Consider the following 25389-nt stretch of genomic DNA (forward strand, 5'->3'; position numbering starts at 1 on the left):
AAGGGGGCGGCGGCACGTCCGGGACTTCGCGCTCGCGGCGGGCCGCCTCCCCGTCGCGTCAGTAACTGTCGTGGTCGGGCCTGCCGTTCGGCCGGTAGACGCCGACGACGGTGCCGCCCTTCGTCGTCGAGACGCTGACCGGCACCAGTGCGGTGGGGATCGCTCCGTCGGCGAACAGCCGCTTGCCGGTGCCGATGATCACCGGGTGAACGGTCAGCCGGTACTCGTCGACGAGGTCGTGCCGCATGAGGGTCTGGGCGAGGTCGCCACTGCCCACGACGTTGATGCTGCCGCCGTCGGACGCTTTCAACTTGCGTACGGCATCGACGGTGTCGCCCTCCAGCAGCGTGGAGTTCTGCCACTCGACGGAGGTCAGGGTCCGGGACGCCACGTACTTGTGCATGCTGTTCATCCGTTCGGTGAACGGGTTGGCGGGGTCCGCGGTCGGCCAGTACGACGCGAAGATCTCGTACGTCTTGCGGCCGAGCAGCATCGCGTCCGAGTCCTCGTACCAGCCGGCAATGGCCGCGCCGACCTCGTCGTCGGACACGGGCCTCTGCCAGCCGCCGTGCTCGAAGCCGCTCTCGGCGTCCTCGTCCGGACCGCCCGGGGCCTGCATGACGCCGTCCAGGGTCAGGAACGTGCAAACGATGATCTTGCGCATGGTGCGCTCCTTCCGTCGACGGGTAGACGGCACAGCCGCCGGAAAGTCATCGGCGGAACGTGCGCGGGGCGGCGGCAGGGCCGTCACCCTACTGGAAGATGTCCGAGGTGCACGTGATGCACGGCGTCCCACTGGTGCGCTTCGAGTGCGGCGATCTCCAGTGCCTTTCCTGCGGTTACGAAAGCTACGCCGGCTTGTCCCCGGGCCGGTTCCGGAGCTTCGGATACATCGGCGTGCCGCCCGATCCCGGCACCTTCGTGGCGCGCGGCTACCCGCGACACGACTCCGACAGCTGGCGGGCCGGCGCCAAGACGATGCCGCGCCTTGACGGCGTTTACAGCAGCGCCACATCGCGCGGCGAATTCATCCTGGCCATGCCCACCGACGACGTCAACAAGTGCCTGTTCTTCACTGATACCGGCGATGTGCTCGAATTCACCGTGAGTTACCGCCACGGGCTCAGGTCGGGGCGGAGATTCCACGAGGCGGCGCGAGCCGCTCTGCGCGGCTTCGACAACTCACGAGCCACCGTATCCGGTCACGCCAGGACAGTAATGGCAGCATGAGCCACACGAACGGCGAATCTCCGCCCCCTGGTGCACATTTCCGATGAGTTGAGGCCAAAGGTGCCCGTACCCCCAGGCTTCGGAGACGGCCCTTGCCTCGTCCGCGCCGGACGGACGGCACATGGGATGTCGGGCGTCGCGAGTGACCGTAATCGCTTTCGAGCCACAACTACGGTTCTCGGCCGATCTGGATGAGCTGCTTGCGCAGGCGGCAGCGATGCCCTCCTTCATCGTTCCCTCTGACCAGGGAGGACACTCCGCGCTCCGGACCTTCTCGGCTCGCGCCCGCGAGATCACACCCTTGCGGTCCGGCAGCCGCGCTGTCAGCATCCCTCTTCGATGCGACGCCATCCGTCGTCAAGACACCCCATCAATCAGCGTCGGGTGAACGGCGAGATGTCCGTGTTCGCCGGGCCCGCGAGCACAGGAGCGTGTCCCAATGAAAATCGTCGATCGCCGACGATGGCTCGTCGGCGGGGTTGTAACGGCACTCGCGGCCGCCGGTCTGGGCGCCATGGCCGCCACATCGGCCCAGGCCGCCGCGGGCTGCCAGGTCACCTATACCGTCTCCAGCCAGTGGGGAGGCGGTTTCGGCGCGAACGTGGCCGTCACCAATCTCGGTGATCCGGTCAGCAGTTGGAAGCTGACCTGGTCGTTCGGTGCCGGGCAGACCGTCACCCAGCTGTGGAACGGGAGCTACACCCAGTCGGGCTCGGGCGTCACCGTCACCAACGCGTCGTACAACGGCGCGATCGCGACCAACGGCAGTGCGACCTTCGGGTTCAACGGCACCTGGAACAACAGCAGCAATCCGGTGCCCACCGACTTCGCGCTCAACGGCACCACCTGCACGGGAGGCGTCTCCACCGGCACCCCGACGGACACCCCCACCGGGACCCCGACCGACACCCCCACGGACACACCCACCGGCACTCCCACGCCGTGGCCGCCGTCCGCCACGTTCAGCAACCCCGTGCTGTGGGAGGACTACCCGGACAACGACATCTTCCGGCAGGGCAACGCCTACTACTACTCCGCCTCCTCCTTCCACCAGTCGCCGGGCGCGCCGATCATGCGCTCCTACGACCTCGTGCACTGGGAGCCCATCGGCCACGCCGTACCCGACCTGCCCTTCGGCTCCACGTACGACCTGAACGGCGGACGGGCGTACGTGCACGGCATCTGGGCCTCGTCGCTGCGCTACCGCCAGAGCAACGGCACCTACTACTGGATCGGCTGCATCGACTTCAACAAGACCTACGTCTACACGTCCACCTCGATCACCGGTGACTGGAAGCAGCGCTCGGTGATCAATAACTGCTACTACGACGACGGCCTGCTGGTCGACGACAACGACAGCATGTACGTCGCCTACGGCAGCGGCACCCACTACGTCGCCCAGTTGTCGGCCGACGGACTCAGCCAGGTCCGCACCCAGGCGGTGTTCACCGATCCCTCCAGCACCGGCTCCACCGAGGGCAACCGGATGTACAAGATCAACGGGAACTACTACATCCTGGTCGACCACCCCGCCAACTCCGAGTACGTGCTGAAGTCCACCAACGGCCCGTTCGGCCCCTACACCGAGCAGCCGCTGGAGGTGAACATCGGCACTCCGGTGCCCGGCAGCGGCGTGCCGCACCAGGGCAGCCTGGTGCAGACCGCGAACGGCGACTGGTACTACATGGCCTTCGTCGACGCCTACCCCGGCGGCCGCATCCCCGTCCTCGCGCCCGTGAAGTTCGACTCCCAGGGCTGGCCCGTGCTGCAGAAGGTCAACAATGCCTGGGGAAGCACGTACCCGTACCCGAACGTGCCCGCGCCGCCGGAGCAGACCAAGCCGCCCACCGGCACCGACACCTTCAGCGCGAGCACGCTCGACCCCCAGTGGGAGTGGAACCACAACCCCGACAACACCAAGTGGTCCGCAGGCAACGGTCTGACGCTCCAGACGGCGACCGTGACCAATGACCTCTACCAGGCCCGCAACACCCTCACCCACCGCATCCTCGGACCGTCGTCCACCGCGACGATCGAGCTGGACTACGGCACCATGCGCGACGGCGACCGCGCCGGACTCGCCCTCTTCCGCAACTCCTCCGCGTGGATAGGTGTCACCAAGGACAACGGCGCCACGAAGGTGGTGATGACCAACAACGTCACCATGAACAGTTCGTGGAACACCACGAGCACCGGCACCCAGCAGGCCACCGCGTCCGTCAGCGGCGGCAAGATCTGGCTGCGCGCCGGCGCCGACATCAGGCCGGGATCCAATGACCAGGGCCACTTCTCCTACAGCACCGACGGAGTGAACTTCACCCCGCTCGGTCCCGGCTTCACGCTGGACAACTCCTGGCAGTTCTTCCTCGGCTACCGCTTCGCCGTCTTCGACTACGCCACCCAGGCACTCGGCGGATCGGTGAAGGTCGACCGCTTCACGCTGTCGACGCCGTGACACGACGGCCGGCAGCGCGCGCCGCCGCGCTGCCGGCCGGCTCGGCGCGACCCGGGCCGCGCCGGTCAGGCACACACCCGCCGGTACGGCAGCCCGGGCTACGCCAGCGTGGCCACCAAAACCGCCTTGATCGTGTGGAGCCGGTTCTCCGCCTGGTCGAAGACGACCGAGCGCTCGGACTCGAAGACCTCGTCGGAGACCTCCAGGTAGTCCAGGCCGTACTGGGCGTGGATCTCGCGGCCCACGGCGGTGCCCAGGTCGTGGAACGCGGGCAGGCAGTGCAGGAAGGTCGACTCGGGCTTGCCGGTGGCGCGCATGACGGCCGACGTGACCGCGTACGGCTTGAGCAGCTCGATCCGCTCGTCCCACACCTGCTTGGGCTCGCCCATGGAGACCCAGACGTCGGTGTGCACGTGGTCGGCGCCGGCCACCGCTTCCTCGACGTCCTCGGTGAGGGTGAGGCGCGCCCCGGTGGTCTCGGACAGCCGCCGCGCGTCGGCGACGACCGAGGAGGCCGGCCACAGGCTGCGCGGGGCGGCGACGCGGACGTCCATGCCGAGCAGCGCGCCGGTCACGAACAGGGAGTTGCCCATGTTGGAGCGCGCGTCGCCGAGGAAGGCGTACGAGATCTCCTCCACCGGCCGCGGGTTGTGCTCGGTCATCGTCAGGATGTCGGCGAGCATCTGGGTGGGGTGCCACTCGTCGGTGAGGCCGTTCCAGACCGGCACCCCGGCGTGCGCGGCCAGTTCCTCGACGACGGCCTGGCCGTGGCCCCGGTACTGGATGCCGTCGAACATCCGGCCCAGCACCCGGGCGGTGTCCTTGACCGACTCCTTGTGCCCCAGCTGCGAGCCCGCGGGGTCGAGGTACGTGGTGCGGGCGCCCTGGTCGGCGGCGGCGACCTCGAAGGCGCACCGCGTCCGGGTGGAGGTCTTCTCGAAGACCAGCGCGATGGTGCGGCCGGTGAGCCGCGGCTGCTCGGTCCCGGCTCGCTTCGCCGCTTTCAGCTCCGCGGCCAGTTCGACGAAGTGGCGGAACTCCTCGGGTGTGAAGTCCAGCTCCTTCAGGAAGTGCCGGCCCTTGAGGTCGACGGCCATCGCGGAACTCCTCGGTGTGACGGGTACGGCTGCTCAGAACTCTGGAACTCTATACGAACTCCAGCATTGTTATACAGTCCCTTCTTCGCGCCGCCCCCGCCGTCACCAGTGCTCCTCCTCACACCGCGTCCCGCTCGATGGGACAGGTCATGCAGCGCGGCCCGCCTCTGCCGCGGCCCAGTTCGCTGCCGGGGATCTCGATCACCTCGATGCCGCGCTTGCGCAGGAACGTGTTGGTCGTCGCGTTCCGCTCGTAGGCCACCACCACTCCCGGCTCCACGGCCAGCACGTTGCACCCGTCGTCCCACTGCTCGCGCTCGGCGGAGTGCACGTCCTGGGTGGCGGTGAGCACGGTGATCGCGTCCAGGCCGAGCGCGGCCGCGATGGCCCGGTGCATGTGCTCGGGCGGGTGGTCGGTGACCTTCAGCTCGCCGCCGGCCGCACCCGGCTGGATGGTGTACGAGCGCAGCATGCCCAGGCCCGCGTACTGGGTGAAGGTGTCGCCGTCGACCATCGTCATCACCGTGTCCAGGTGCATGAACGCCCTGCCCTTGGGCATGTCCAGGGCCACGATGGTCTGCGCGGAGCCGGCCTCGAACAGCCCGCGGGCGAGCATCTCCACCGCCTGCGGTGTGGTGCGCTCGCTCATCCCGATCAGCACCGCGCCCTTGCCGATGACCAGGACGTCGCCGCCCTCGATGGTCGAGGGGTAGGCGGCCTGGCCCTCGGACCAGATGTGGAAGCCGCCTGCGGCGAACAGCGGGTGGTGCTGGTAGATCGCCTCGAAGTGGACGGTCTCGCGCTGCCGGGCGGGCCAGCGCATGGCGTTGATGCTCACCCCGTCGTAGACCCAGGCCGAGGTGTCGCGGGTGAAAAGGTGGTTGGGGAGCGGGGCCAGCAGGAAGTCGTCGAGGTCCATGGCGTGGAAGCGGACGGAGACCGGCTCGGCGAACAGTTCGAGGAACTCCCGTTTGGTCATCCCGCCGACCAGCGCCTCGGTCAGCTCGGCGGCGTCCAGCTCGTCGAACGCGGCCCGCAGGTGCCCGGTGGCCAGCGGGCCGTACTCCTTCTCGTCGAAGACCCGGTCGAGCACCAGGTCCCTGGCCTGCGGCACGAGAAGGGATTCGCGCAGCAGGTCCCCGAAGAGGTGCACCTCGATCCCGCGGTCGCGCAGCACGTCGGCGAACCCGTCGTGCTCGGCCCGCGCCCTGCGCACCCACAGCAGGTCGTCGAAGAGCAGGGCGTCCTTGTTGCTGGGGGTGAGCCGCTTCAGTTCGAGGTCCGGGCGGTGCAGTATGACGCGGCGCAGCCGCCCGGCCTCGGAGTCGACGTGAAATCCCATGAGAGAAGACCTTCCCACGCCGGACCCGGGCCAACGGTGCCTGTCCACCAGTCTGCCTCCCGGCGGCGGCTGCCGGGAGGCGGACTCGCGGATCACCGGCCCGCGCGGTCGCGTGATCTCACGGTTGCGTGATCTCACGGTTGCGTGATCTCACAGCCGGGGGTCGACCGGCTCGGACTCCAGCGCGAGGACGGCGAAGACCGCCTCGTGGACGCGCCACAGGGGTTCGCCCGCGGCCAGGCGGTCGAGCGCCTCCAGGCCGAGGGCGTACTCGCGCAGCGCCAGGGAGCGCTTGTGCCCCAGGAACCGGGAGCGCAGCCGCGCCAGGTGCTCGGGCCGGGTGTACTCGGGTCCGTAGATGATCCGCAGGTACTCCCGGCCCCGGCACTTGATGCCGGGCTGCACCAGCCGGCGGCCGCCCTCGGCCCGCACGAGCGCGGCCAGGGGCTTGACGACCATGCCCTCGCCGCCGGCCTCGGTGAGGTCGAGCCACCAGCGCACACCCGCCGCCACGGAGTCCTCGTCGGCCGTGTCCACCACGAGGCGGCCGGTCTCGCGCAGCATCCCCGACGGGTCGGCGGCGACGAGGCGGTCGATGAGGGCGAGCTGCCGGTCGTGCGGGAGGGCGGCCAGGGCGCGGCCTTCGGCGGCGAGGATCTGGAAGGGCGCCAGGCGCACTCCGTCCAGGCCGTCGGTGGTCCAGCAGTAGCGGCGGTACGCCTCCGTGAAGGCCGCGGCGTCCGCCGCGCGCTCCCGCTGCCGGTCCAGCAGCGCGGCCACGTCGCTCCCCCGGCCCGCGGCTGCCTCCAGGGCGGCGAGGGCGGGCGGGAAGACGGAACCGGCGGCCGCCCCGACCGCCGCGTACTGCTTGCGCAGCAGCCCGGACGCCTTGAGCGACCAGGGCAGCAGCTCGGCGTCGAGCAGCAGCCAGTCGGTCTCCAGCTCCTCCCACAGCCCGGCGGCCGTGACCGCCCGCCGGACCCGGGCGAGCACCTCCTCCGTGACGGCGGGGTCGTCGAAGAACGGCCGTCCGGTACGGGTGTGCAGCGCGCCGGTCGCCCCGTGCGTACCGAACCGCTTGCCCGCCGCGGCCTCGTCCCGGCACACCAGGGCGACCGCGCGCGAGCCCATGTGCTTCTCCTCGCACACCACCTGGCGCACCCCGTCCTCGCGGTAGGCGGCGAACGCCTCCAGGGGGTGCTCCAGGTAGCCGTCCTGCTGGGAGGTCGCGCACGGCGCCATGGTCGGCGGCAGGTAGGCCAGCAGGCGCGGGTCGATCGCGAAACGGCTCATCACCTCCAGAGCGGCGGCCGCGTTCTCCTCGCGCACGGCGAGCCGGCCCATCAGGGAGGTCTCCACGATCCGGCGCCCCGCGACATCGGCGAGGTCCAGCGGGCGCCCCTCGCGGCCGCCGGGCGCCTCCGTGAGCAGCGGCTTCGCCGGCTCGTACCAGACCCGCTCGGCCGGCACCTCGACCAGTTCGCGCTCCGGCCAGCGCAGCGCGGTCAGCTTGCCGCCGAAGACCGCGCCGGTGTCCAGGCAGATGGTGTTGTTGATCCAGGAGGCGGTGTGCACGGGGGTGTGGCCGTAGACGACGGCGGCGCGGCCCCGGTAGTCCTCGGCCCACGGGTAGCGCACGGGCAGGCCGAACTCGTCGGTCTCGCCGGTGGTGTCCCCGTACAGGGCGTGCGAGCGGACCCGGCCGGACGTACGGCCGTGGTACTTCTCGGGCAGGCCGGCGTGGCAGACCACCAGCTTGCCGCCGTCCAGGACGTAGTGGCTGACCAGGCCGTCGATGAAGGACGCGACCCGGTCGCGGAACTCCGGGTCCAGCGCCTGCTCCCGCTCAAACTGCTCGACGGTCTCGGCCAGGCCGTGCGTGTGCTGCACCGAGCGGCCCTTGAGGTGGCGGGCGAGCTTGTTCTCATGGTTGCCGGGCACGCACAGGGCGGTGCCCGCCGCGACCATGCCCATGACGCGGCGCAGCACGCCGGGGCTGTCCGGGCCGCGGTCGACCAGGTCGCCGAGGAACACGGCGGTCCGGCCGCGCGGGTGCTCGCCGTCCTCGTACCCCAGCTCGGCCAGCAGGCGCTCCAGCTCCGCCGAGCAGCCGTGGACGTCGCCGATGATGTCGAAGGGGCCGGTGAGGTGGGTCAGGTCGTTGTAGCGGCGCTCGGTCACCACCTCGGCGGCGTCGATCTCGGCGGTGCCGCGCAGGATGTGCACCTTGCGGAAGCCCTCGCGCTCCAGCCCTCGCAGCGAACGCCGCAGCTCGCGCTGGTGGCGCTGGATGACGTGGCGGGGCAGGCCGGCGCGGTCGGGACGGGTGGCGTTGCGCTCGGCGCAGACCTGCTCGGGAACGTCCAGGACGATCGCGATCGGCAGCACGTCGTGCTCGCGGGCCAGCTTGATCAGCGACTTGCGGCTCTCGGGCTGCACGCTGGTGGCGTCGACGACGGTACGGCGGCCGGCCGCGAGCCGCTTGCCCGCGATGTAGTGCAGGACGTCGAAGGCGTCGCCGGTGGCGCTCTGGTCGTTCTCGTCGTCGCTGACCAGGGCGCGGCAGAAGTCGGAGGAGATGACCTCGGTCGGCTTGAAGTGGCGTGCGGCGAACGTCGACTTGCCCGACCCGGTGGCGCCGATCAGCACGACGAGGGACAGGTCGGTGACGGCGAGGGTGCGGGGAGCGGCCGCGGTGCTCGTCGTGCTGGTGGTACTCGTGGTCATGCCGCCGCCTCCTGGTCCTTCTCGGTGTCCGTGGTCGTGCCCGCGGTCGTGCCCGTGGTCGTGTCCGCGGGGTTGGCAGCGGGCTCGTCGGCGGGGTCGTCCGCGTTCGTGCCCGCGGTCGTGCCCGTGTCGTGGCGGCCGGGGCCGCCGGCCGGGGCGAGGGTGAAGACCGCCATCTGGGTGGGCGGCCCCACCTCGGGGTCCTCGGGGCCGACGGGCACGAGCCCGACCCCGTACCCGTGCCGTTCGGCCACCGCGCGGGCCCAGTCGGCGAACTCGGCGCGGTTCCACTCGAAGCGGTGGTCCGCGTGCCGCACGTGCCCGGCGGGCAGCGTCTCCCAGCGCACGTTGTACTCGGCGTTGGGGGTGGTCACGACGACGGTACGGGGGCGGGCCGCGCCGAACACCGCGTACTCCAGGGCGGGCAGCCGCGGCGGGTCGACGTGCTCGACGACCTCGCTGAGCACGGCCGCGTCGTACCCCTTGAGGCGAGCGTCGGTGTACGTCAGCGAGCCCTGCAGCAGCCGGACCCTGGCGGACTGCCGCTCGCCGAGCCGGTCCAGCCGCAGCCGGCGCGCCGCGATGTCCAGGGCCCGTACGGAGACGTCCACCCCGACGACCTCGGTGAACCGGGTCTCCTTCAGCATCGCCGCGGTCAACTGGCCCTGCCCGCAGCCCATGTCGAGCACGCGCGCGGCCCCGCGGGCGCGCAGCTCGGCGAGGATCGCCTCGCGCCGCTGGACGGCCAGCGGGGTCGGGCGCTCCCCCTCCGCGCCCTCGGGCGCCTCGGCCGCGACGGCGTTGTCCAGTTCCTCGACCTCGACGTCGTCGGATTCTGCGAGCCGCGCGAGCTCCAGCCGCTCCATCGCCTGCCGGGTCAGCGACCAACGGCGGGACAGGTAACGGCTGGTGATCAGCTTCTGCTCGGGGTGCGCGGGCAGCCAGCCCTCGCCGAAGCGCAGCAGCTTGTCGACCTCGTCGGGCGAGACCCAGTAGTGCTTGGCGTCGTCCAGCACCGGCAGCAGGACGTACAGGTGCCGCAGGGCATGGGCCAGCCGCAACTCACCGTCCAGGGTCAGGCGCACGTACCGCGACTCGCCCCACTCCGGGAACCGCTCGTCCAGCGCCACCGGCTCCGCCGCCACCCGCCAGCCGAGCGGCTCGAACAGCCGCGCCACCAGGGCGGGGCCGCCCTTCGCGGGCAGTACGGGCACCTCGATCGTGAGCGGCAGCGGCTCCTCGGCCCGTTCCGGCATGGCGCGGCACTCACCGCGCAGGGCGCTGGAGAACACGGTCCGCAGCGCGACCGCCAGCAGCGAGGACGCGGCGTACGGCCGGTCGTTCACGTACTGCGCCAGCGCCGCGTCCGGCACCCCGCCACGGCCCTTGCCCTTCCCCCGGCGCAGCAGGGCGGAGGGATCGACCTCCAGCAGCAGCGCCGCGGTCGTCCGCTCGGCCGACGCCTCGGGGTAGAACACATGCGCGCCGCCGTAGGACGTGCTGAACGTCTGTGCCTTGTCCGGATGCTTGTGCAGCAGGAACCCGAGGTCCGTGGCGGGCCGGGCCGCGCTGCCACCTGTGGTGGTTATCGTCAGGAACACCGACCGAGTATCTCCGGCCGGGCACGGCGGCGACCAAGCATTTCCGGGCATCCCCGCGCCCGCCGGCACCGGCACGGCGGGGCGGCGGGGCGGCGGGGCGGCGGGGCGGCGGGGCGGCGGGGCGGCGGGGCGGCGGGGCGGCGGGGCGGCGGGGCGGGGCCTACTCGGCCAAGGCAGCCGCGATGCGGGCGATGTCGCGCGGACCGACTCGGCAGCAGCCGCCGATCAGCCGGGCGCCGGCGGCCTGCCAGGCGGTCACGCGGTCCGGGTCGAAGGCCGCGCCACCGTGCCACCGGCGGGCGCCCGCGTCCCAGGTTTCGCCGCTGTTCGGGTAGACCACGACCGGCTTGCCGGTGATCTCCGCGGCGACCTCCACCGCGTGATCCGCCTCGGCGGGGGCGCAGCAGTTGACCCCCACGGCGACCACGTCCGGACTGTCCGCGGCGAGAGCGAAGGCCTCCGGCAAGGGCTGGCCGGCGCGCGTCCGGCCGCCCTCGACGGTGTAGGAGAGCCACACGGGCACGCCCGCCCCCGTGGCCTCCACCGCGCGGAGCATCGCCTCGGCCTCATCGGTGTCGGGCACGGTCTCCAAGGCGAGGAAGTCCGGCCCGGCCGCCGCCAGTGCCTCGATGCGAGGACGGTGGAAACGCTCCAGCTCGCGGACTGTCCTGCCGTAGCGTCCCCGGTACTCGCTGCCGTCGGCGAGCATCGCACCGTAGGGCCCCACGGACGCGGCGACCCGCACCCCCGGCTGCCCGGCCGCCGCCCGGCGGGCAAGGGTGACACTGCTCTGGATGAGGGCTGTCGCCTCCTTTCTCCCGACTCCGCGGTGGGCGAAGCCTTCGTACGTCGCTTGGTAACTCGCCGTGATCAATACCCGCGCTCCCGCCCGGACGTAGGCGGTGTGCGCCGCCTCGATCTGGGCCGGGGCATCGGCCAGCAGCCGTGCCGACCACAGGACGTCGGACAGGTCGCAGCCCTGGTCGGCGAGCTGGTTGGACAGCCCGCCGTCCAGCACCAGCGCACGGTCCGAGGGGAGCGCGGGTCCGGTCATCGCGCGCTCACCCGAGCTGCGCCTGGACCTTCGAGGAGATCAGCTCCAGGTGGTCCAGGTCCGACAGGTCGAGGACCTGGAGGTAGAAGCGGGTGGAGCCCAGCTCGGCGTACCGCCCGATCTTGTCCACGACCTCGGCCGGCGTACCCGCCAGCCCGTTGGCCTTCAGCTCCGCCACGTCCCGGCCGATCGCCGCCGCGCGGCGGGCGACTTCCGCGTCGTCCCTGCCGACCACGGCCACCAGGGCGTTGGAGTACACCATCTCGTCGGCCGGGCGCCCGGTGGCCTGGAGGGCCTCGCGCACCCTGCCGATCGCCGAGGCGGTGTCCTCCAGCGAGACGAACGGCAGGTTGAACTCGTCCGCGTACCGCGCCGCCAGCGCCGGGGTCCGCTTGGCGCCGAGGCCCCCGATGATCAGCGGCACCTTCGCCTGCGCGGGCTTCGGCAGTCCGGGCGAGTCCTTCAGCTGGTAGAACTTCCCGTCGAAGTCGAAGGTCTGGCCCACCGGAGTCGACCAGAGGCCGGTGACGACGGCGAGCTGTTCCTCCAGGCGGCCGAACTTCTCCTTGGGGAAGGGGATGCCGTACGCGGAGTGCTCCGCTTCGTACCAGCCCGCGCCGAGCCCGAACTCCACGCGCCCGCCCGACATCTGGTCCACCTGCGCGACCTGGATGGCCAGCACGCCCGGCAGCCGGAAGGTGGCCGCCGTCATGAGCGTGCCCAGCTTGATCCTGCTGGTCTCCCGGGCGAGCCCGGCCAGGGTGACCCACGCGTCCGTGGGTCCTGGCAGGCCGTCCGAGTCGCCCATGACGAGGTAGTGGTCGGATCGGAAGAAGGCGTCGAAGCCAAGGTCCTCGGTGGCCTTGGCCACAGCCAGCAGCGTGTCGTAGCTCGCCCCTTGCTGGGGCTCGGTGAAGATTCGTAGCTCCATCCCCCCATCCTGCCCGTACGTCGGACTCCCTGGTCACCGCGGGGTCGCCCCGCTCAGCTCCCGCACCCGGTCCTTCGCGTCGTCCACGGCGTCCAGCGCCTCGATGCACAGCCAGTACGCCGCCTCGTCCTCGGCCGTGCACGCCATGTCCACCAGGGCGAGCCCGATCTCGCCCAGCAGCACACGCAGCGCGTGCAACGTGCCGGCCGGGTCACGCACCGAGGTCAGCCGCACCACCCTCGGTGGACTCGCGTCCGCGGCCACTCCCGCGAGGGCGGGGCCCGCGCGCACCACGGGCCATGCGTGGTCCGCCCCGGCCACCGACTCCCCTGGTCCGGTGTCCGCCTTCGCGTGGCCGTCCCGGTCCGCCGTCAGCAGTCGGCCCACCGCTTCCGTCAGCTCGTACGCCTGCCAGGCCTCGGCGACGACAGTCTCCGGTCGCCGATCGCGGCGCAGCGCCTCCTCGGCCCGCGCCACCAGGCGTGCCGCGTCCATGTCCGTACCTCCCGGTTCCATCGCGGCGACCCTGCGTCACCGCTGACATCACCCAGAGTGACAGATCTTCGCGGGGTGGCGGGAGCGATGTCCGCGAGCCTGTGGATAACTCCGTCCGCGGTTTCCGGGCGACTCACTCGGAGGAAGCGTCCGCGCCGTCCATCGGCCGGGGAAACCGCAGCTCATTGCGGTCGATCTTCGCCGCCAGCGCGGTCAGCACGTCGATGCCGAGCACCTCGCAGAACTGCAGGAGATAGGCCATCACGTCCGCGACCTCGTCCCGGACCCGGTGGGCCGCGGTCTCGTCGTCCATGACCGCCGCGGCCTGCTCCGGCGTCATCCACTGGAAGATCTCCAGCAGCTCCGAGGCCTCGACACTCAGCGCAACCGCCAGGTTCTTCGGGGTGTGGTACGGCTGCCAGCGCCGGACCGCCGCGAATTCGGCGAGCCGACGCTGCAGAGCCGCCAGGTCCGGGCGCTCGGCGGCCCTCTGGTCAGAGCCGGGGCTGAGGCCGGGTTCGCGGCCGGAGCCGGTACCGGGCTCGGCGCCCCGTCCCGACCCCATTCCCGGTTCCGGTGCCGACCCCATTCCCGGTTCCGGTGCCGACCCCGGTCCCGGTCCCGGTCCTCGCGTTTTCGCTGTACGTTCCGTTCCGTCCGTCACCCCGACTGGTCTACCGCATCCTCGTGATCCGCGCCGAGCCCGGTGACCCTGATACCGCCCATGCCTTCCGCGCAGGAGACGTCCTGAACGGTCCCCACCAGGCGGATGTGCCCACGGGCGCCGGCCAGGACGGCGAGCCGGAGCAGTTCGCGCGTCTGACGCCTGTCGAGGCCGAGATCGAGACCGTCCCCGAGCACGGTCAGCACCTGGCCGGCCGGCAGCAGTTCCGTACTGGTGTCGACATCGAGCACACCGGGCCCGGTGAGCAGTACCAAGGCCAGGGCGAGGAAACGCAGTTCCCCGTCGCCCAGACGGTCCACCGGGACGGTGCCCAGCGGCCCGCGATCCACAGCGGCGATCACCGCTTCGACCGGCGGGCCGCGCCCGTCCCCGGGCAGCACGGCGGGCAGGGTGGTCAGACCCTCGACGGGCCCGCTGCACACCTCGCGCACCGCGTTGACCAGCGCCGCGTGCCGGGTGGCACATTCGCCCTCGGTCCTGGCGAGTACGGCCGGGAGGTTGTCGCAGGCGGTGCGCAAGCGCCCGTCGCCGAGCGGTACGGGCCCGCGCATCAGCTCCGGGCGCGGGGCCACGGGGAAGATGCCGCGCAGCGCCACCACGACCTGCTCGGCCGCGGCGAGGACCAGCCGCTGGCCGTCGGTACGTCCCGACACGCGCAGGGGCAGCAGCGCGGTGGCCAGGCGGTCGTCGGGCAGCGGGGCGCGCGTGACCGGCACGACACCGGCGGTGTGCCAGGCGGCCTGGACCGTGGACCGGGACGGGTCCCTGAGCGCCGTGGTCAGCAGAGTCTCGCCGCCGCCGGTGAGCCGCTCACCGACGATACGCAGGGCCGGCTCGGTCTGGACGGCGATGTCGAGCCGGACCGGACCGACGGGACCGGTGACCGTGCAGCCGATGCGGAACCCGCGCCGGCCCTGGGCGTCGGGCCGGGCGCTCTGCGGCACGCACGCGACGGCGCCCCCTCGGACTGCCCCGAACGCTTCCTCCAGCTCCGCCCCGCAGGCCAGTCGTCCCAACGAGGCCAGTGCTTCCAGAACGCTCGACTTGCCGCTGCCGCTGGGCCCGCCGAGGAGGGTCAGCGGGTCGAGCGCGAAGGTGGCGCCGCGGTGCGATTTGAAGGCCGACAAGCGCAGTTCGGTGACAGCCGGCCGGTCGTGGGGGGTGTTCATGGGCGCGAAAATAGCCAGCGGCACACGCGAAGAACCGTTCAAGCGGAGCAAGCATCGCCCGAAAGAGGGACATGATGCATGAACCGGGCGGCCACCGGAGAGAAAACCGATGCGACCGTGTCCGCACCGCGGCCGCAGGCGACACTCACGGCGAGCGGCCTTCCGGGGCCGTACCCGACCGCCGTCCGTGCCGCCCGGGCGGGGTGTGTCGCGGCCCGTTCGCTATGCCGCCGGCTGTCAGTGCCGCTCGCTACGGTTGTGACGTGACCAGCACCAGATATGTCGCCTTGCTGCGCGGAATCAACGTCGGCCGCGCCAACAGGCTGCCGATGCAGACTCTGCGCGAGTTGCTGGCGCGTGTCGGAGCCACCGACGCGCGCACCCACCTCCAGTCGGGCAATGCCGTGTTCACGCACGAGGAGGAGGACCCGCTGCGGATCGCCGGCGATCTGCAGCAGGCCATCGCGGAGGAGCTCGGCCTCACGATCGCCTGCCTGGTGCGCTCGGGCACGGACTTGCGCCGCGTGGCGGAGGCGAACCCCTTCCCGATGGAGGGGATCGACGGATCGCGTTTCCTGGTCGTCTTCCTGTCCGGCCCGCCGCCGCTGGACCGGCTGGCGACCATCGACCCGGAGGCGTACGCGCCCGACACCTTCCGGGCGGGTGAGCGGGAGATCTACGCCCACTTTCCCGACACGATCCGCGACTCCAGGCTGGCGGGGCTGTTCACCGACCGCTGGCTGGGCATGACGGCCACGTCCCGCAACTGGAACACGGTCGGCAAGCTGGTCGAGCTCAGCGCAGGCTGACCGCTGTACTGCCCACGCCGGGCCGCCGCGGCGGGCGAGCCAGGGCGGGCGGTCGTGCCGGCGCCTCACCCGGCCGGGCGGCCAAGGCGGGTCGTGCCGGGCCCCGCCCGGCCGGGTGGGCCAGGCCTTGCGGGCGGGTTTCGCCGGGCCGGCTAACGGTGCCGCGGGTAGTTCGGGCCGCCCATCAGGAAGAGCAGGAGGGCGACAACGATGATGATCACGGCCAGCGAGAATCCGATCGTCTCCAGCGCCCTCATCTCGGTCCTCCTCGCGGGTGCGCCTCCGAGTCGTGGGTGGACCCCCGGGTCCTCCCACCGTCTCACGCGGGCGCGGGCCGCGCGCGCCGCCCGCGCCCCGCTTCGGAGGTCGCCCGCCGCTTCGGAGGCCGCCCACCGGGATCCGCGGCCCGGTGAGGCCCGCCGGTGAGGGGTGGGGGCGGAGAGGTCACAGGGCCGGGAAGGACGGGAAGGAGCAGGACGGGACCGAGCCGGTTCCGGAGACGGAGGTGGTGGTGACGCCGGTACCCGAGGGAGTGATGCCGCTGTTGTAGAGGCCGATATTGGCGTACGAGGCGGTGTAGGCGGTGGCGTCCAGGCTGACGTTCTCCAGGGTCAGGCCCAGCGGGTGGCCGGAGTCGAGGCCGACGAACGTCGACGTGGCGCCGGAGACGGAACTGGTGGCCTTGAGGCCGTTGACCACGATGTCGGTGAAGTACGGGACGTAGGAGCCGGTGCCGTTGGAGTAATGGGTGTCGAAGATCAGCGGGTACTTGATCTTCGTAAGGCAGGTGTTGTCATAGGTGACGCGCTGGACGGTGCCGCCGTTGGCCGGGGAGGACTTGATCCGGATGCCGTTGATGCTGCCCCCGGTGTGACCGTCGCTGTCGGTGCCGATGATGGTGTTGTTCTCGACGAGGACGTTGCTGACGCCGCTGTTGGTCTCGGAGCCGATGGAGATGCCGTGGGTTCCGTAGAAGTGGCTGTCCTTGACGGTGATGTTGCTGCTGGCGGCCGAACCGCCCTTGATGGCGATGCCGTCGTCACCGTCCTGGATGTAGGAGTCGGCGATGGTGACGTTGGTGGCGCCGGCCGGGTCGATGCCGTCGGTGTTGCCCGCGGTCGCCGGGGTCTTGATCCGCACGCCCCAGGCGGTGAAGCCGTTGCCGTTGTAGTAGACGTGGAAGTTGGGGGCGTTGATGAGGTCGATGTCGTACAGGGTGAAGTTGTCGGAGCTGTTGGCCTGGATCATGCGCGGGTTGTTCTGCTTCTTGCCCGCGCTCTTGGCCTGGGCGGCCAGTCCCCACCACGTGGTCGAGGTGCCCACCATGGCCAGGTCGCCGCGGCCGTCGATCCTGCCCTGGCCACCGCTGCTCGAACGGACGGCCTCCACACCGGCGTTGGCGCCGGACACGGTGATCAGCGGCTTGCAGCCGCCGGAGTCCGTGTTCACCGTGCCGCAGGTCGGCTTTCCGCTGACCTGATATGTGGCCGGGTTGAGCGAACCGTAGAGGGTCACCCCGCTGTCGAGCAGCAGCACCTCGCCCTCGTGGACGGTCAGCGGGCCGGTGAGGAAGGCGGCGTGCGTGGAATCGCCCGCGACGAGTTCGACCGCGACCTGCCCGGAACTGCGCCGGCAGGAGTCCAGCGCGGCCTGGATACGCGAGGTGTCGGGCGGCGCCGCCTCCTTGTCCGACGAGGACATCCGGTTGGCCATCTGCAACCCGCTCGACAGCGTGGCGCACACGGTGGTCGGGACTTGCGGCTCGGTCACGGTGCGGGTGTCGCCGGTGGCCAACGGCGGCACGGAGGCGGCCGAGGCCGAGGGGGCGTTCGCCACCAGCGCCCCCGTCCCCGCGAGGGCGGCGGCCACACCGACGGCGGCCAGCCTGGTCCGGGCACCCGAGGTACGGCGGCGGGGGTTCCGCTGCGTGCGAGTCATCTGTCGTGCTCCTTCAGGTCGCGACTGCCGCCCGCGGGGAGCGCGGGCAGGTGGGGGGTGGTCGTCCCGGGGAACAGGGGTGGAAGGTCGGGAGTACGGCGGCCCGCGGCAGATGTGCGGACGTACGGTCACGGGCCGGGGAGGACCGCTCCCGCGGAGACCTGACCGCGGCGCGTTCCGGTATACGAGATCTCATATCTGACGCCCCAGCAAGCTAGGGGCGCCGCACGCGGCCGTCAAGAGTCCGGACGCCACGAACCACGGACCCCCGGGTACGCCGTAGCGCCCTCCCGAGTCCGGCACACCGGCGCGCCCTCGTTCAGGCCGGCCACGAGCCCCTCACCCGGGCACGCCTGACCTCTTCTCACTTCCGTCGCACTACCGCACGCTCATGTCATATACGAAGCGTCATACACGATGTATGGTCGCGCTGCCGACCCTGGAGGTAGCCCATGTGGCGTACCGCTCTGCCCCGCGCCCCCGGCTCGCCGGCCGCGTGCCGGCCACCGTGTCCCTGGCCGCCGGCCTCCTGCTCCCCACCGTGCTCCCCACCGCACTCGGCGGTCCGGCCCACGCCGCCGCGTGATCGGCGGCACGCTGCTGCCGATCGGCGGCTCGAAATACGACACGCCGACCGCGGAGCGGACGCGGGCTGAGGTCAACGCCTGGATCCGTTCCAGCGGGGCGTTCGACGGGGTCGTCGACTTCGACCGGGCGGTCCGCGACCCCGACGTCCCGGACAGGATCCTTCCCGCGTACGACAGCGGCGACGGGCTGCACCCCGACGACGCGGGCTACCGGGCGACGGCCGGCGCGGTCGCCCTGGATCTGGTCCGCTCCGGGTCCTGAGACCACGTTCCACCGACTCCCCGAGGAGACCCGCCCATGCCACGTCTCGCCACCGCCGCGGCGCTGACCGCCGCGGTCCTCGCCACCGCCGGCCCCGCCGCCACCTCCCTGGCCGCCGCCACCGCCGCCACCGCCCCCGCTTCCGCTTCCGCCGCCCCCGCCTCCTCCGCCCACCTCACGGACGCGGGCGTGCGCGTCGGCGTCCAGAGCCCCTCCGCCCGGGACGTCTGCCCCGACACCGCCCTGATCCTGACCGTGCCGGGCACCACCCCGGCCGTGGGCGGCACGGGCACGGTGACGGTCACCGACACCGCCACCGGTGAAGTCGCCGACCGCGTCGACCTGGCCGACCCCGCCTCGTACCAGCGGACCATCGGCGGCGCGGTGAACGCCGACGGCACGGCGCACGAGTTCAGCTACCACCCGGTCACCGTCGACGGCGACACCGCCGCCATCCACCTGCACCGCACACTCGCCGAAGGACACCGCTACCGGGTCACCGTCGGCCCCGGCGTGGTCACCGCCCTGACCGCGCCCGTCAGTTGGAGCTTCCGTGTCCGCTCGCGGCTGCCCGTCGGCCGGACCCTCACCGTCGACGCGGCCGGACACGCCGACTACTGCACCGTGCAGGGAGCCATCGACGCCGTGCCGGCCGGCACGGCGGTCCCCCACACCATCCGGGTGCGCCCCGGCACGTACACGGAACTGGACTGGGTGCCGGCCGGCAAGCCGCACCTCACCGTCGAGGGCACGGGCCGCGACCCGGGCGCCACCGTGCTGGAGTACGACAACAACAACACCTTCAACAGCGCGCACGCCGTGGGCATCTGCCCGCGTCAGAGGATCCCCGGCCACGACGACAACAACTGCTGGCGAGGGTCGTTCAACGTGGAGGCCGACGATTTCCGGCTCCACGACCTGACCTTGCACAACACCACCGCGTACGGCGGCTCGCAGGCCGAGGCGTTCCGCGGCAACGCCGACCGGATCGTGCTGGACCGCGTACGGCTGCTGTCCTACCAGGACACACTGCGTCTGCAGGGCCGCGGGTTCGTCACCGACAGCTACATCGAGGGCGACGTCGACTTCACGTGGGGCGTCGGCTCGGCGCTGATCCAGGACAGCGAACTGAGGTCCCTGCACGCCGGCTACGTGACCCAGGTCCGCAACGACGCCACCCACCCGGGCTACGTCTTCCTGCGCGACCGCCTCACCGCCGCCGACACCGTACCCGCCGGGTCGGTCTACCTGGGCAGGATCGACCCGACCGTCTACCCCTACAGCCAGGTGCTGTTCATCGACACCGCGATGGGCCCGCACATCGCGCCCGCCGGGTGGAAGCTCGACCACGCCGACTGCTCACAGGCTTCCGACCTGCGGTTCCTGGAGTACGGCTCCACCGACCTGGACGGCGCGCCTCTGGACACCGCCGCCCGGCTCTCCTGCTCCGGCCGGCTGACGTCCGGCCAGGCGGCCCTGTGGAGCGACCCCAGGACGGTGCTGTCCGGCTGGGACCCCGAGCGGCGCTGAAGGGCCGCCGCGTCAGGCGCGGGGTCCGCCGTGCGCGGTGACGAGGAGGACGAGGGCGGCGGCCTGGATCGCGGCGACGGCCGTGACGAGGACGGGTACGGAGTAGTCGTACAGGGCGCCGGTCAGGGCGCCGCCGGCCAGGCTGCCCGCCCCGAGCACGCCGGCGACGATCCCGTACGCGGTGGCCCGGCGGCCCGCGGGCACCAGGTCGGCGACCACCGCGCGCAAGGTGGACTCCTGGATGCCGACCGCCGCGCCCCACACGAGCGCGCCCAGGACGGCGAGCGCGACCGTGTCGGTGAACGCCAGGGCGGGCGCGGCGGCGGCCAGCACCGGCAGCGCGGCCATGGCGCGTGCGCCTGCCCGGTCGTAGAACCAGCCGGTGACCAGCGCGGCCAGCGCGTCCGCGGCCATGGCCGCGGCGTACACCACCGGCACCAGCGCGATGGGGACGAGGTGGCGCCGCACGAGGTGGAAGGACAGCACGCCGAAGGTGGCGAAGCCGGCCGTCGTGACGCCGCTGAACGCCGCGTAGACCCAGAAGGCACGCGGCAGCCGCGGCCGCGCGCCGCGGGGCGCGCCGGAGCCCGCCGAGCCGCCGCCCGTCCCGGGCGGAGCATCGGGCGGCCGAGCCTCAGGCGCCCTGGGTGTCTCAGGCGTCCCGGGTGTCTCAGGCGTCCCGGGTGTCCGGGACGCCTCGTACGCCGCCGGGTCCGGCACCTTGGCGCGGAGCCGGACCAGCAGGGCGAGCGCGGCCACTCCGGGCGCGGCCAGCACGCCCAGCGCCGGTGCGTAGTCGTCGCCGGTCGCCGCGAGGACGCCGGCCACGGTCAGCGGGCCGATCAGGGCGCCGACCTGGTCCATCGCCTCGTGCACGGCGAAACCCCGCCCCCGGCCGGTGGCGGCGGTGGCGTGCGACAGCAGCGTGTCCTTGGCCGGCGAGCGCACCGCCTTCGCCACCCGTTCGGCCACGACCAGCGCGCAGGCGACCCACAGTGTCCCGGCGAGGCCGAGGAAGGGCACGGTCGCCACGGTCAGCGCGTACCCGGCGACCGTCCACGCCCAGAACCGCCGGGTCCGGTCGGCCAGCGGCCCCGACACCAGTCGCAGGCCCAGCGCCGCCGCCTCACCCGCCCCGGTGACCACGCCGACGACCAGCGCGGACGCCCCCAGACGGGCCAGCAGCGGTCCCGTGACCGAACGGGCGCCCTCGTAGACGAAGTCCATCAGCAGGCTGACGGCGCCGAACGCCGCCACGAACCGCCACGCGGACATCCCGGGACCCGGGCTCGCGTCCGGTCCCCGCACCGCCGTTCCGGCAGGAGGCCGCCGCCGTCGCGCGCGCCGCCACACCGCGCCTCCCGTAATCCCGCGCACCGTGGGAACCCGCGCGTCAGGAGGCCTCGGCGGCCCGCTCCAGCACCGCCGCGCACTCCGCGTGGTGGGTGAGGGGAAAGGCGTCACGTACCGCGGAAGCCACCATAGGCGCAGGTTAGCGCAGGCTCGCAGCCGGCCGGGACGGTATCCGGGTCACGGGCGGCAGGCGGCACGCGACCGGCGCGCGGGTGACACGCGACCGGCACGCGGGCCGCGGATCAAGCGCGGGCCGGACCGGATCGCGACGGGATCCGGCCCGGCCGTCCGTACCGCGACGCCGGTCGCTTCCGTTACTTCAGCGCGATGACGGCGTTGTGGTCGCTGCCGGCGTTGACCGGCACGCTGAACAGGTGGGTCGTCGAGTTGCAGCTCACCGATCCGACCGGGCCGTCGTTCGCGATCACCGTCGGCGCTGACGGCGCGCGGCCGTGGACGGTCACCGTGTGCTCGTCGCCCGCGAAGGCGACGGTGGCGTTGACCGTGCCGTAGTCGGACAGGTGCGCGATGCGCTTGTCGCCGTTGGACACGAACTTGCCGGCGTCGCCGAGGAAGGCGATGCCGGACGAACCGACGGGCGCGACCTCGTAGTGGGAGCCGTTGGTGCCGACGTTGTCGGAGTACGTGACACCGGCCCGGACCAGGCGGCCGGTCCCGGTGAAGTAGTCGTAGAGGTGTCGCTCCTTCGTGATGATCGGTGGGCCGTGACCGGGCTGTCAGCGGTACCGGTCTGCCCGGCGCCCCGCGGGCCGGCGGGAGGCACGGCGGGGCCGCGCTCGTCGCCACGCGCGTCGCGCACGGGCAGGGGCGAACCGGCCGCACCGGGGCACCAGGACCCGCGGGTGAGTGGCCGTGGCATAAGGACAAGCGCGAATGTTAGCGTTAACAAGGAGCGTCGGCCGGGAGGCCGAACCTGGGTCATAAGCGCACGCCCTTGGGCGGGTGGGGGGATACGAAGCGAACACCGCGCTCATCGGATACGGTCCGCGACCATCCGATCGCGCGTCCGCATGCCCGATGGTGAAGCCCCCCGCTCCGGGCGTCAATATAGTGAACAAATTAGCCCGGAAAGTGGCATTCATTCGTCGAACGACCGTCGAATATTGTCAACCCGACGACATTACGAGCGGTGTTCCGGCGCTCGCACCAGAGGCGACGCCTCCGGGGGCACCGTCGGGGGCGCCAGCCCGGTGCCGGCCCCGCTCCGGGCCGGCGCCCCGGAGGCCGGGCAGAAACCGGCCGGACGCGGTCGCACCGTTCCGTGAGCCCCTTGCCGCCCTGTGACAGCGGTGTTGGACAGCACCTGTGCAACTGCGCATCGCGGCGACGCGGACCGGGAGCCGGGAACGGGTCATCGAACTGCTCCGCACCCGCGGCGCGCTGACCCGGGCCGACCTCGCCCGGTCGCTGGGCCTGTCCCGCGCGACCGTCTCGAACGTGGTCGCCGCGCTCCACCACGAGGGCCTTGTCATCGAGCCCGGCGGCACCACCGCCGCGGGCGGCCTGCCCCGGCAGGGCCGGCCGGGAACCCTGCTCACCCTCAACCCCACGGCCGGGTTCGTGGTCGGTATCGACTTCGGCCACACCCATGTGCGCGTGATCGTCGCCGACCTGGCCCACACGGTGCTGGCCGAGAACACCCGGACCCTGGTCAGGGACCACGACGCGCACCACGCGCTGACGACCGCGGCCGGGATGGCCGAGGAGACGCTCGCCGCCTCAGGGGTGGACCGGGCCAAGGTCATCGGCGTCGGAGCGGGTGTGCCCGGCCCGGTGAACGCGCTCACGGGCGCCGTCGGGGCGTCGAGCATCGCGCCGAGCTGGGTGGGCCTGCGCCCGGCCGAGGAACTGGCCCGGCGGCTCGGCCTGCCCGTACTCGTCGACAACGTCGGCAACCTTGGCGCGCTCGCCGAGGTCACCTGGGGCGCGGGGCAAGGAGCGCAGGTCGCCGCGTACATCAAGCTCGGGACGGGGGTCGGGGCCGGCTTCGTGCTCGGTGGCCGGATCTTCCGGGGTGCCTGCGGCACCGCGGCCGAGCTCGGGCACCTGACCGTCGACCCGGCCGGGCAGGTGTGCCGCTGCGGCAACCGCGGCTGCCTGGAGAACTACGTCAGCCTGCCGGCGCTGATCAGCCAGCTCCGCACCCAATACGACACCACCCTGACAAAACACGACGTGGTCGCGCTGGCGCTGGCGGGCGACCGGGCCTGCGCCCGCGTACTGGCCGACGCGGGCCAGCGGATCGGCGCCGCCATGGCGACCATCTGCAACCTGTTCAACCCCGACCGGGTGATCGTCGGCGGCGAACTGGCCGCCGCCTGCGACATCATGCTCCCGTCGTTACGCAACGCCCTCGACCGCGACGCCCTGCCGTTCGCCGGTGCGCACGTGCAGGTCTGCCGGGGCCAACTCGGCGAACGGGCGGTCGCGCTGGGCGCGATCGCGACCGTCCTGCACGCGACCCCCCGCCTGGGCGGCTCGCCCCGCCCCGCGCCGCCGGCCGCCGCCCACCGCTGAACCGGACCCGAAAGCGGCCTCGGTGGACCGTACCGGGACGTGCCTGTGCTCGTGCCGGTCCGCAACGGGCTGAGCGCCCCGCCCGGCGCGGTGGACACCGGACGGTCCCGCACAGTGGTGCGGACACGGGTGGGCGGACGTTCGTCGTCGTATGCGCCCGGCCCCGGCGGACCCGGCCCGCCGGCCCACCGTCCGCGTTCGGCCATTCACCGAGCGGCTCGCGCAGCAGCCTTGACAGGGGGTCGGCACTGGGGGCACCGTTCTGTGTCCAGTGACGTCCCATCTCAACTCCGCGCATCAGCCGGGTCGGCAGCCGCCCGCGGTGGCGTTAGCGCTAACAGAACGGAGGGCCGCTCCCCCTTCTGATCAGTCGAGTTCGGTGTCGGACTCCGCCCGGCCGTCTTGTCCGGCAGGCGGCCCGGTGCCCCTACCGGCGACCCACGACGCGAGTGAACTGCTGTTTCCCTGAAAAGGACCACAGGTGCAGTCCTACCGCGCCGAGCCGCCCGAGCCCCCACTGCCCGGACGGCCTGGTGAGGGCACGTTCTCATGACGCTGGACCGTCGGCCCCGCACCCGACGGTCAGACATCCCCCCACTGGCGCTAGGAGAATGATCCTTCATGCGTTGGCTCAGTGAAGAGCCCCATGCCCGCAAGGCGTTGACGGCAGCGGCCGACATGGTCGCGGAGACGGTCCTGGCGGCGGTCGCCGACCCGGCGGCCCATGCCGCGGGAAGCACGCTCGGCGCCGCCGCGGCCGGCAGCGGCCGCCAGTGGCGCCAACCAGCGCCGGCGGGTCTCCCTCAGCAGCGACGGCCCGTACACGCCGGTCGGCGTGGATTGCGGCCGGGCGCTGGACACGCCGGGCGGGCAGACCGCCAACGGCACGCGGGTCGAGGTCTGGGACTCGGGCGGCGGCGGCAACCAGCACTGGTCGTTCAAGTGAGCTGACCCGCCGGGGGGTTGGGCGCTCCGCCCGCCTTTCCGGCCCGCCCCACCGCCCGGTCGCGCCGGAAGGCACCCCGGGCGGGCGGGCCGGGGGGACCTCGGCGTACACCGCCGACGTCGCGCGACTCCAGCCTCCCTGCGAGTGGAGGGTGCGACGGCGCCGAGGTCCCCGCTCTTCCCCCCGGCCGAGCACCGGAGCGCGCCTCGTTCCGGGCAGTAGCGGATCGCTGTGGATTCCCACCGCGGTCCCGCGGTTCCCCCCACGACCCCCCGCCCGTTCGCGTGCGGCGGCGACCAGCGCCGTCCGGACCGGCCGGCGACCATCCGCGGCGCCTGTCGCCGGGCGGGAGGTCCCGTACAGAAGGAGTCACGTAATGCGACAACCAGAATTGCCCCTGGCGGCACCCGAGGGTGCCGCCTCGCGCGGGGCCGGTACCGGCTCGGGAGGGCGTCGGATCAGGTCCGTCGTCGCCGTCATGATCGCTCTGGCGGGACTGGTCGCGACGCTGCTGGCCATCCAGCCGGCGGCCTCGGCGGCGGGCAACCCGTATCAGCGGGGTCCTGATCCGACGTTGGCCAGTGTGGCGGCGTCGAAGGGTCCGTTCGCGACGGCGCAGGTGAGTGTGGCGCCGGGCAAT

21 protein-coding genes and 1 pseudogene are annotated in these 25389 nt (G+C 72.3%); 9 read left to right on the forward strand and 13 right to left on the reverse strand.

Going from position 1 to position 25389, the window contains the following annotated elements:
- Positions 1–58: 58 nt before the first annotated feature.
- The gene (locus tag K7G61_RS25920; protein WP_225849390.1) at positions 59–664 is read right to left on the reverse strand and encodes a dihydrofolate reductase family protein; all 606 of its coding nucleotides are present in this window, start codon (positions 662–664) and stop codon (positions 59–61) included.
- 98 nt (positions 665–762) lie between these two features.
- Here K7G61_RS25920 and K7G61_RS25925 point away from each other — a divergent pair, with 98 nt between their 5' ends.
- From K7G61_RS25925 to K7G61_RS25930, 3 genes and pseudogenes are all read left to right on the forward strand, one after another.
- Entirely contained in the window at positions 763–1230 is a 468-nt protein-coding gene (locus K7G61_RS25925) for a hypothetical protein (RefSeq protein WP_225849391.1), read from the forward strand.
- A gap of 514 nt (positions 1231–1744) precedes the next feature.
- A pseudogene (locus K7G61_RS37370) lies at positions 1745–2068 on the forward strand (cellulose binding domain-containing protein); the annotation flags it as partial.
- A complete protein-coding gene (locus K7G61_RS25930; protein WP_374204236.1) occupies positions 2045–3685 on the forward strand; it encodes a glycoside hydrolase 43 family protein in 1641 nt (546 codons plus the stop codon). The pseudogene K7G61_RS37370 and the gene K7G61_RS25930, both read left to right, overlap by 24 nt.
- 98 nt (positions 3686–3783) lie before the next feature.
- Here the strand turns inward: K7G61_RS25930 and argF are convergent, their stop codons facing one another.
- The 9 genes from argF to K7G61_RS25975 all read right to left on the reverse strand — a co-directional run bounded on the left by argF (position 3784) and on the right by K7G61_RS25975 (position 14786).
- Positions 3784–4782 (reverse strand): ornithine carbamoyltransferase, encoded by a 999-nt coding sequence (gene argF, locus K7G61_RS25935; protein ID WP_225849392.1) that lies wholly within the window; start codon positions 4780–4782, stop codon positions 3784–3786.
- A 118-nt stretch (positions 4783–4900) separates the two neighbouring features.
- Positions 4901–6124, reverse strand: a complete 1224-nt coding sequence (locus K7G61_RS25940) for an arginine deiminase (RefSeq protein ID WP_225849393.1) — start codon at positions 6122–6124, stop codon at positions 4901–4903.
- A 150-nt stretch (positions 6125–6274) separates the two neighbouring features.
- Positions 6275–8851, reverse strand: a complete 2577-nt coding sequence (locus tag K7G61_RS25945; RefSeq protein WP_225849394.1) for a polynucleotide kinase-phosphatase — start codon at positions 8849–8851, stop codon at positions 6275–6277.
- Positions 8848–10452, reverse strand: a complete 1605-nt coding sequence (locus tag K7G61_RS25950; RefSeq protein WP_225849395.1) for a 3' terminal RNA ribose 2'-O-methyltransferase Hen1 — start codon at positions 10450–10452, stop codon at positions 8848–8850. Before K7G61_RS25950 ends, K7G61_RS25945 begins: the two co-directional genes overlap by 4 nt.
- Positions 10453–10612: 160 nt before the next feature.
- Positions 10613–11506, reverse strand: coding sequence for a homocysteine S-methyltransferase (mmuM, locus tag K7G61_RS25955; protein ID WP_225849396.1), 894 nt, complete (start codon positions 11504–11506; stop codon positions 10613–10615).
- Positions 11507–11513: 7 nt separating this feature from the next.
- A complete protein-coding gene (locus K7G61_RS25960; protein ID WP_225849397.1) occupies positions 11514–12437 on the reverse strand; it encodes an LLM class F420-dependent oxidoreductase in 924 nt (307 codons plus the stop codon).
- Between the two features lie 33 nt (positions 12438–12470).
- Entirely contained in the window at positions 12471–12932 is a 462-nt protein-coding gene (locus K7G61_RS25965; protein WP_225849398.1) for a DUF6099 family protein, read from the reverse strand.
- A 133-nt stretch (positions 12933–13065) separates the two neighbouring features.
- A complete protein-coding gene (locus tag K7G61_RS25970; protein WP_308190703.1) occupies positions 13066–13497 on the reverse strand; it encodes a nucleotide pyrophosphohydrolase in 432 nt (143 codons plus the stop codon).
- 95 nt (positions 13498–13592) lie between these two features.
- Entirely contained in the window at positions 13593–14786 is a 1194-nt protein-coding gene (locus K7G61_RS25975) for an AAA family ATPase (protein ID WP_225849399.1), read from the reverse strand.
- 263 nt (positions 14787–15049) lie between these two features.
- Between K7G61_RS25975 and K7G61_RS25980 the strand changes: the two genes are divergently transcribed.
- Positions 15050–15595 (forward strand): DUF1697 domain-containing protein, encoded by a 546-nt coding sequence (locus tag K7G61_RS25980; RefSeq protein ID WP_225849400.1) that lies wholly within the window; start codon positions 15050–15052, stop codon positions 15593–15595.
- A gap of 444 nt (positions 15596–16039) precedes the next feature.
- Here K7G61_RS25980 and K7G61_RS25985 read toward each other — a convergent pair whose 3' ends face one another.
- Positions 16040–17533 (reverse strand): glycoside hydrolase family 28 protein, encoded by a 1494-nt coding sequence (locus K7G61_RS25985; protein WP_225849401.1) that lies wholly within the window; start codon positions 17531–17533, stop codon positions 16040–16042.
- A gap of 421 nt (positions 17534–17954) precedes the next feature.
- On the opposite strand from K7G61_RS25985, the gene K7G61_RS25990 reads away from it, so the two are divergent.
- From K7G61_RS25990 to K7G61_RS26000, 3 genes are read left to right on the forward strand one after another with little or no spacing between them, the layout of a single operon-like run.
- Complete coding sequence (locus K7G61_RS25990; protein WP_225849417.1) at positions 17955–18119, forward strand: hypothetical protein; 165 nt, start codon at positions 17955–17957, stop codon at positions 18117–18119.
- A complete protein-coding gene (locus K7G61_RS25995) occupies positions 18116–18382 on the forward strand; it encodes a GDSL-type esterase/lipase family protein (RefSeq protein WP_308190704.1) in 267 nt (88 codons plus the stop codon). The genes K7G61_RS25990 and K7G61_RS25995 overlap by 4 nt, the downstream gene beginning before the upstream one ends.
- Before the next feature lie 36 nt (positions 18383–18418).
- On the forward strand, positions 18419–19912 hold the full coding sequence (locus tag K7G61_RS26000) for a pectinesterase family protein (RefSeq protein ID WP_225849402.1): 1494 nt from the start codon (positions 18419–18421) through the stop codon (positions 19910–19912).
- A gap of 12 nt (positions 19913–19924) precedes the next feature.
- Here K7G61_RS26000 and K7G61_RS26005 read toward each other — a convergent pair whose 3' ends face one another.
- Together K7G61_RS26005 and K7G61_RS26010 are read right to left on the reverse strand one after the other, a co-directional pair.
- On the reverse strand, positions 19925–21187 hold the full coding sequence (locus tag K7G61_RS26005) for an MFS transporter (protein WP_225849403.1): 1263 nt from the start codon (positions 21185–21187) through the stop codon (positions 19925–19927).
- A 392-nt stretch (positions 21188–21579) separates the two neighbouring features.
- The gene (locus tag K7G61_RS26010; RefSeq protein WP_225849404.1) at positions 21580–21816 is read right to left on the reverse strand and encodes a hypothetical protein; all 237 of its coding nucleotides are present in this window, start codon (positions 21814–21816) and stop codon (positions 21580–21582) included.
- A 775-nt stretch (positions 21817–22591) separates the two neighbouring features.
- Between K7G61_RS26010 and K7G61_RS26015 the strand changes: the two genes are divergently transcribed.
- Positions 22592–23803 carry an ROK family transcriptional regulator gene (locus K7G61_RS26015; protein ID WP_225849405.1) on the forward strand — a complete coding sequence of 404 codons (1212 nt, stop codon included), beginning with the start codon at positions 22592–22594 and terminating at the stop codon, positions 23801–23803.
- Positions 23804–24527: 724 nt separating this feature from the next.
- Positions 24528–24749: an RICIN domain-containing protein gene (locus K7G61_RS26020; protein WP_225849406.1), complete on the forward strand. Its 222-nt coding sequence runs from the start codon at positions 24528–24530 to the stop codon at positions 24747–24749.
- Positions 24750–25389 lie beyond the last annotated feature (640 nt).

It is taken from the genome of Streptomyces sp. HPF1205, assembly GCF_020400825.1.
Classification (GTDB): Bacteria; Actinomycetota; Actinomycetes; order Streptomycetales; family Streptomycetaceae; genus Actinacidiphila.

Excerpts from the sequence above, each read along its gene's own strand:
- argF (WP_225849392.1), bottom strand. The coding sequence starts at position 4,782 with ATGGCCGTCGACCTCAAGGGCCGGCACTTCCTGAAGGAGCTGGACTTC.
- K7G61_RS25960 (WP_225849397.1), bottom strand. The coding sequence starts at position 12,437 with ATGGAGCTACGAATCTTCACCGAGCCCCAGCAAGGGGCGAGCTACGAC.
- K7G61_RS25970 (WP_308190703.1), bottom strand. The coding sequence starts at position 13,497 with ATGGGGTCGGGACGGGGCGCCGAGCCCGGTACCGGCTCCGGCCGCGAA.
- K7G61_RS25940 (WP_225849393.1), bottom strand. The coding sequence starts at position 6,124 with ATGGGATTTCACGTCGACTCCGAGGCCGGGCGGCTGCGCCGCGTCATA.
- K7G61_RS26000 (WP_225849402.1), top strand. The coding sequence starts at position 18,419 with ATGCCACGTCTCGCCACCGCCGCGGCGCTGACCGCCGCGGTCCTCGCC.
- K7G61_RS25975 (WP_225849399.1), bottom strand. The coding sequence starts at position 14,786 with ATGAACACCCCCCACGACCGGCCGGCTGTCACCGAACTGCGCTTGTCG.
- K7G61_RS25990 (WP_225849417.1), top strand. The coding sequence starts at position 17,955 with ATGGTCGCGCTGCCGACCCTGGAGGTAGCCCATGTGGCGTACCGCTCT.
- K7G61_RS26020 (WP_225849406.1), top strand. The coding sequence starts at position 24,528 with ATGCCGCGGGAAGCACGCTCGGCGCCGCCGCGGCCGGCAGCGGCCGCC.
- K7G61_RS25925 (WP_225849391.1), top strand. The coding sequence starts at position 763 with ATGTCCGAGGTGCACGTGATGCACGGCGTCCCACTGGTGCGCTTCGAG.
- K7G61_RS26005 (WP_225849403.1), bottom strand. The coding sequence starts at position 21,187 with ATGTCCGCGTGGCGGTTCGTGGCGGCGTTCGGCGCCGTCAGCCTGCTG.
- K7G61_RS25945 (WP_225849394.1), bottom strand. The coding sequence starts at position 8,851 with ATGACCACGAGTACCACCAGCACGACGAGCACCGCGGCCGCTCCCCGC.
- K7G61_RS25985 (WP_225849401.1), bottom strand. The coding sequence starts at position 17,533 with ATGACTCGCACGCAGCGGAACCCCCGCCGCCGTACCTCGGGTGCCCGG.
- mmuM (WP_225849396.1), bottom strand. The coding sequence starts at position 11,506 with ATGACCGGACCCGCGCTCCCCTCGGACCGTGCGCTGGTGCTGGACGGC.
- K7G61_RS25965 (WP_225849398.1), bottom strand. The coding sequence starts at position 12,932 with ATGGACGCGGCACGCCTGGTGGCGCGGGCCGAGGAGGCGCTGCGCCGC.
- K7G61_RS25920 (WP_225849390.1), bottom strand. The coding sequence starts at position 664 with ATGCGCAAGATCATCGTTTGCACGTTCCTGACCCTGGACGGCGTCATG.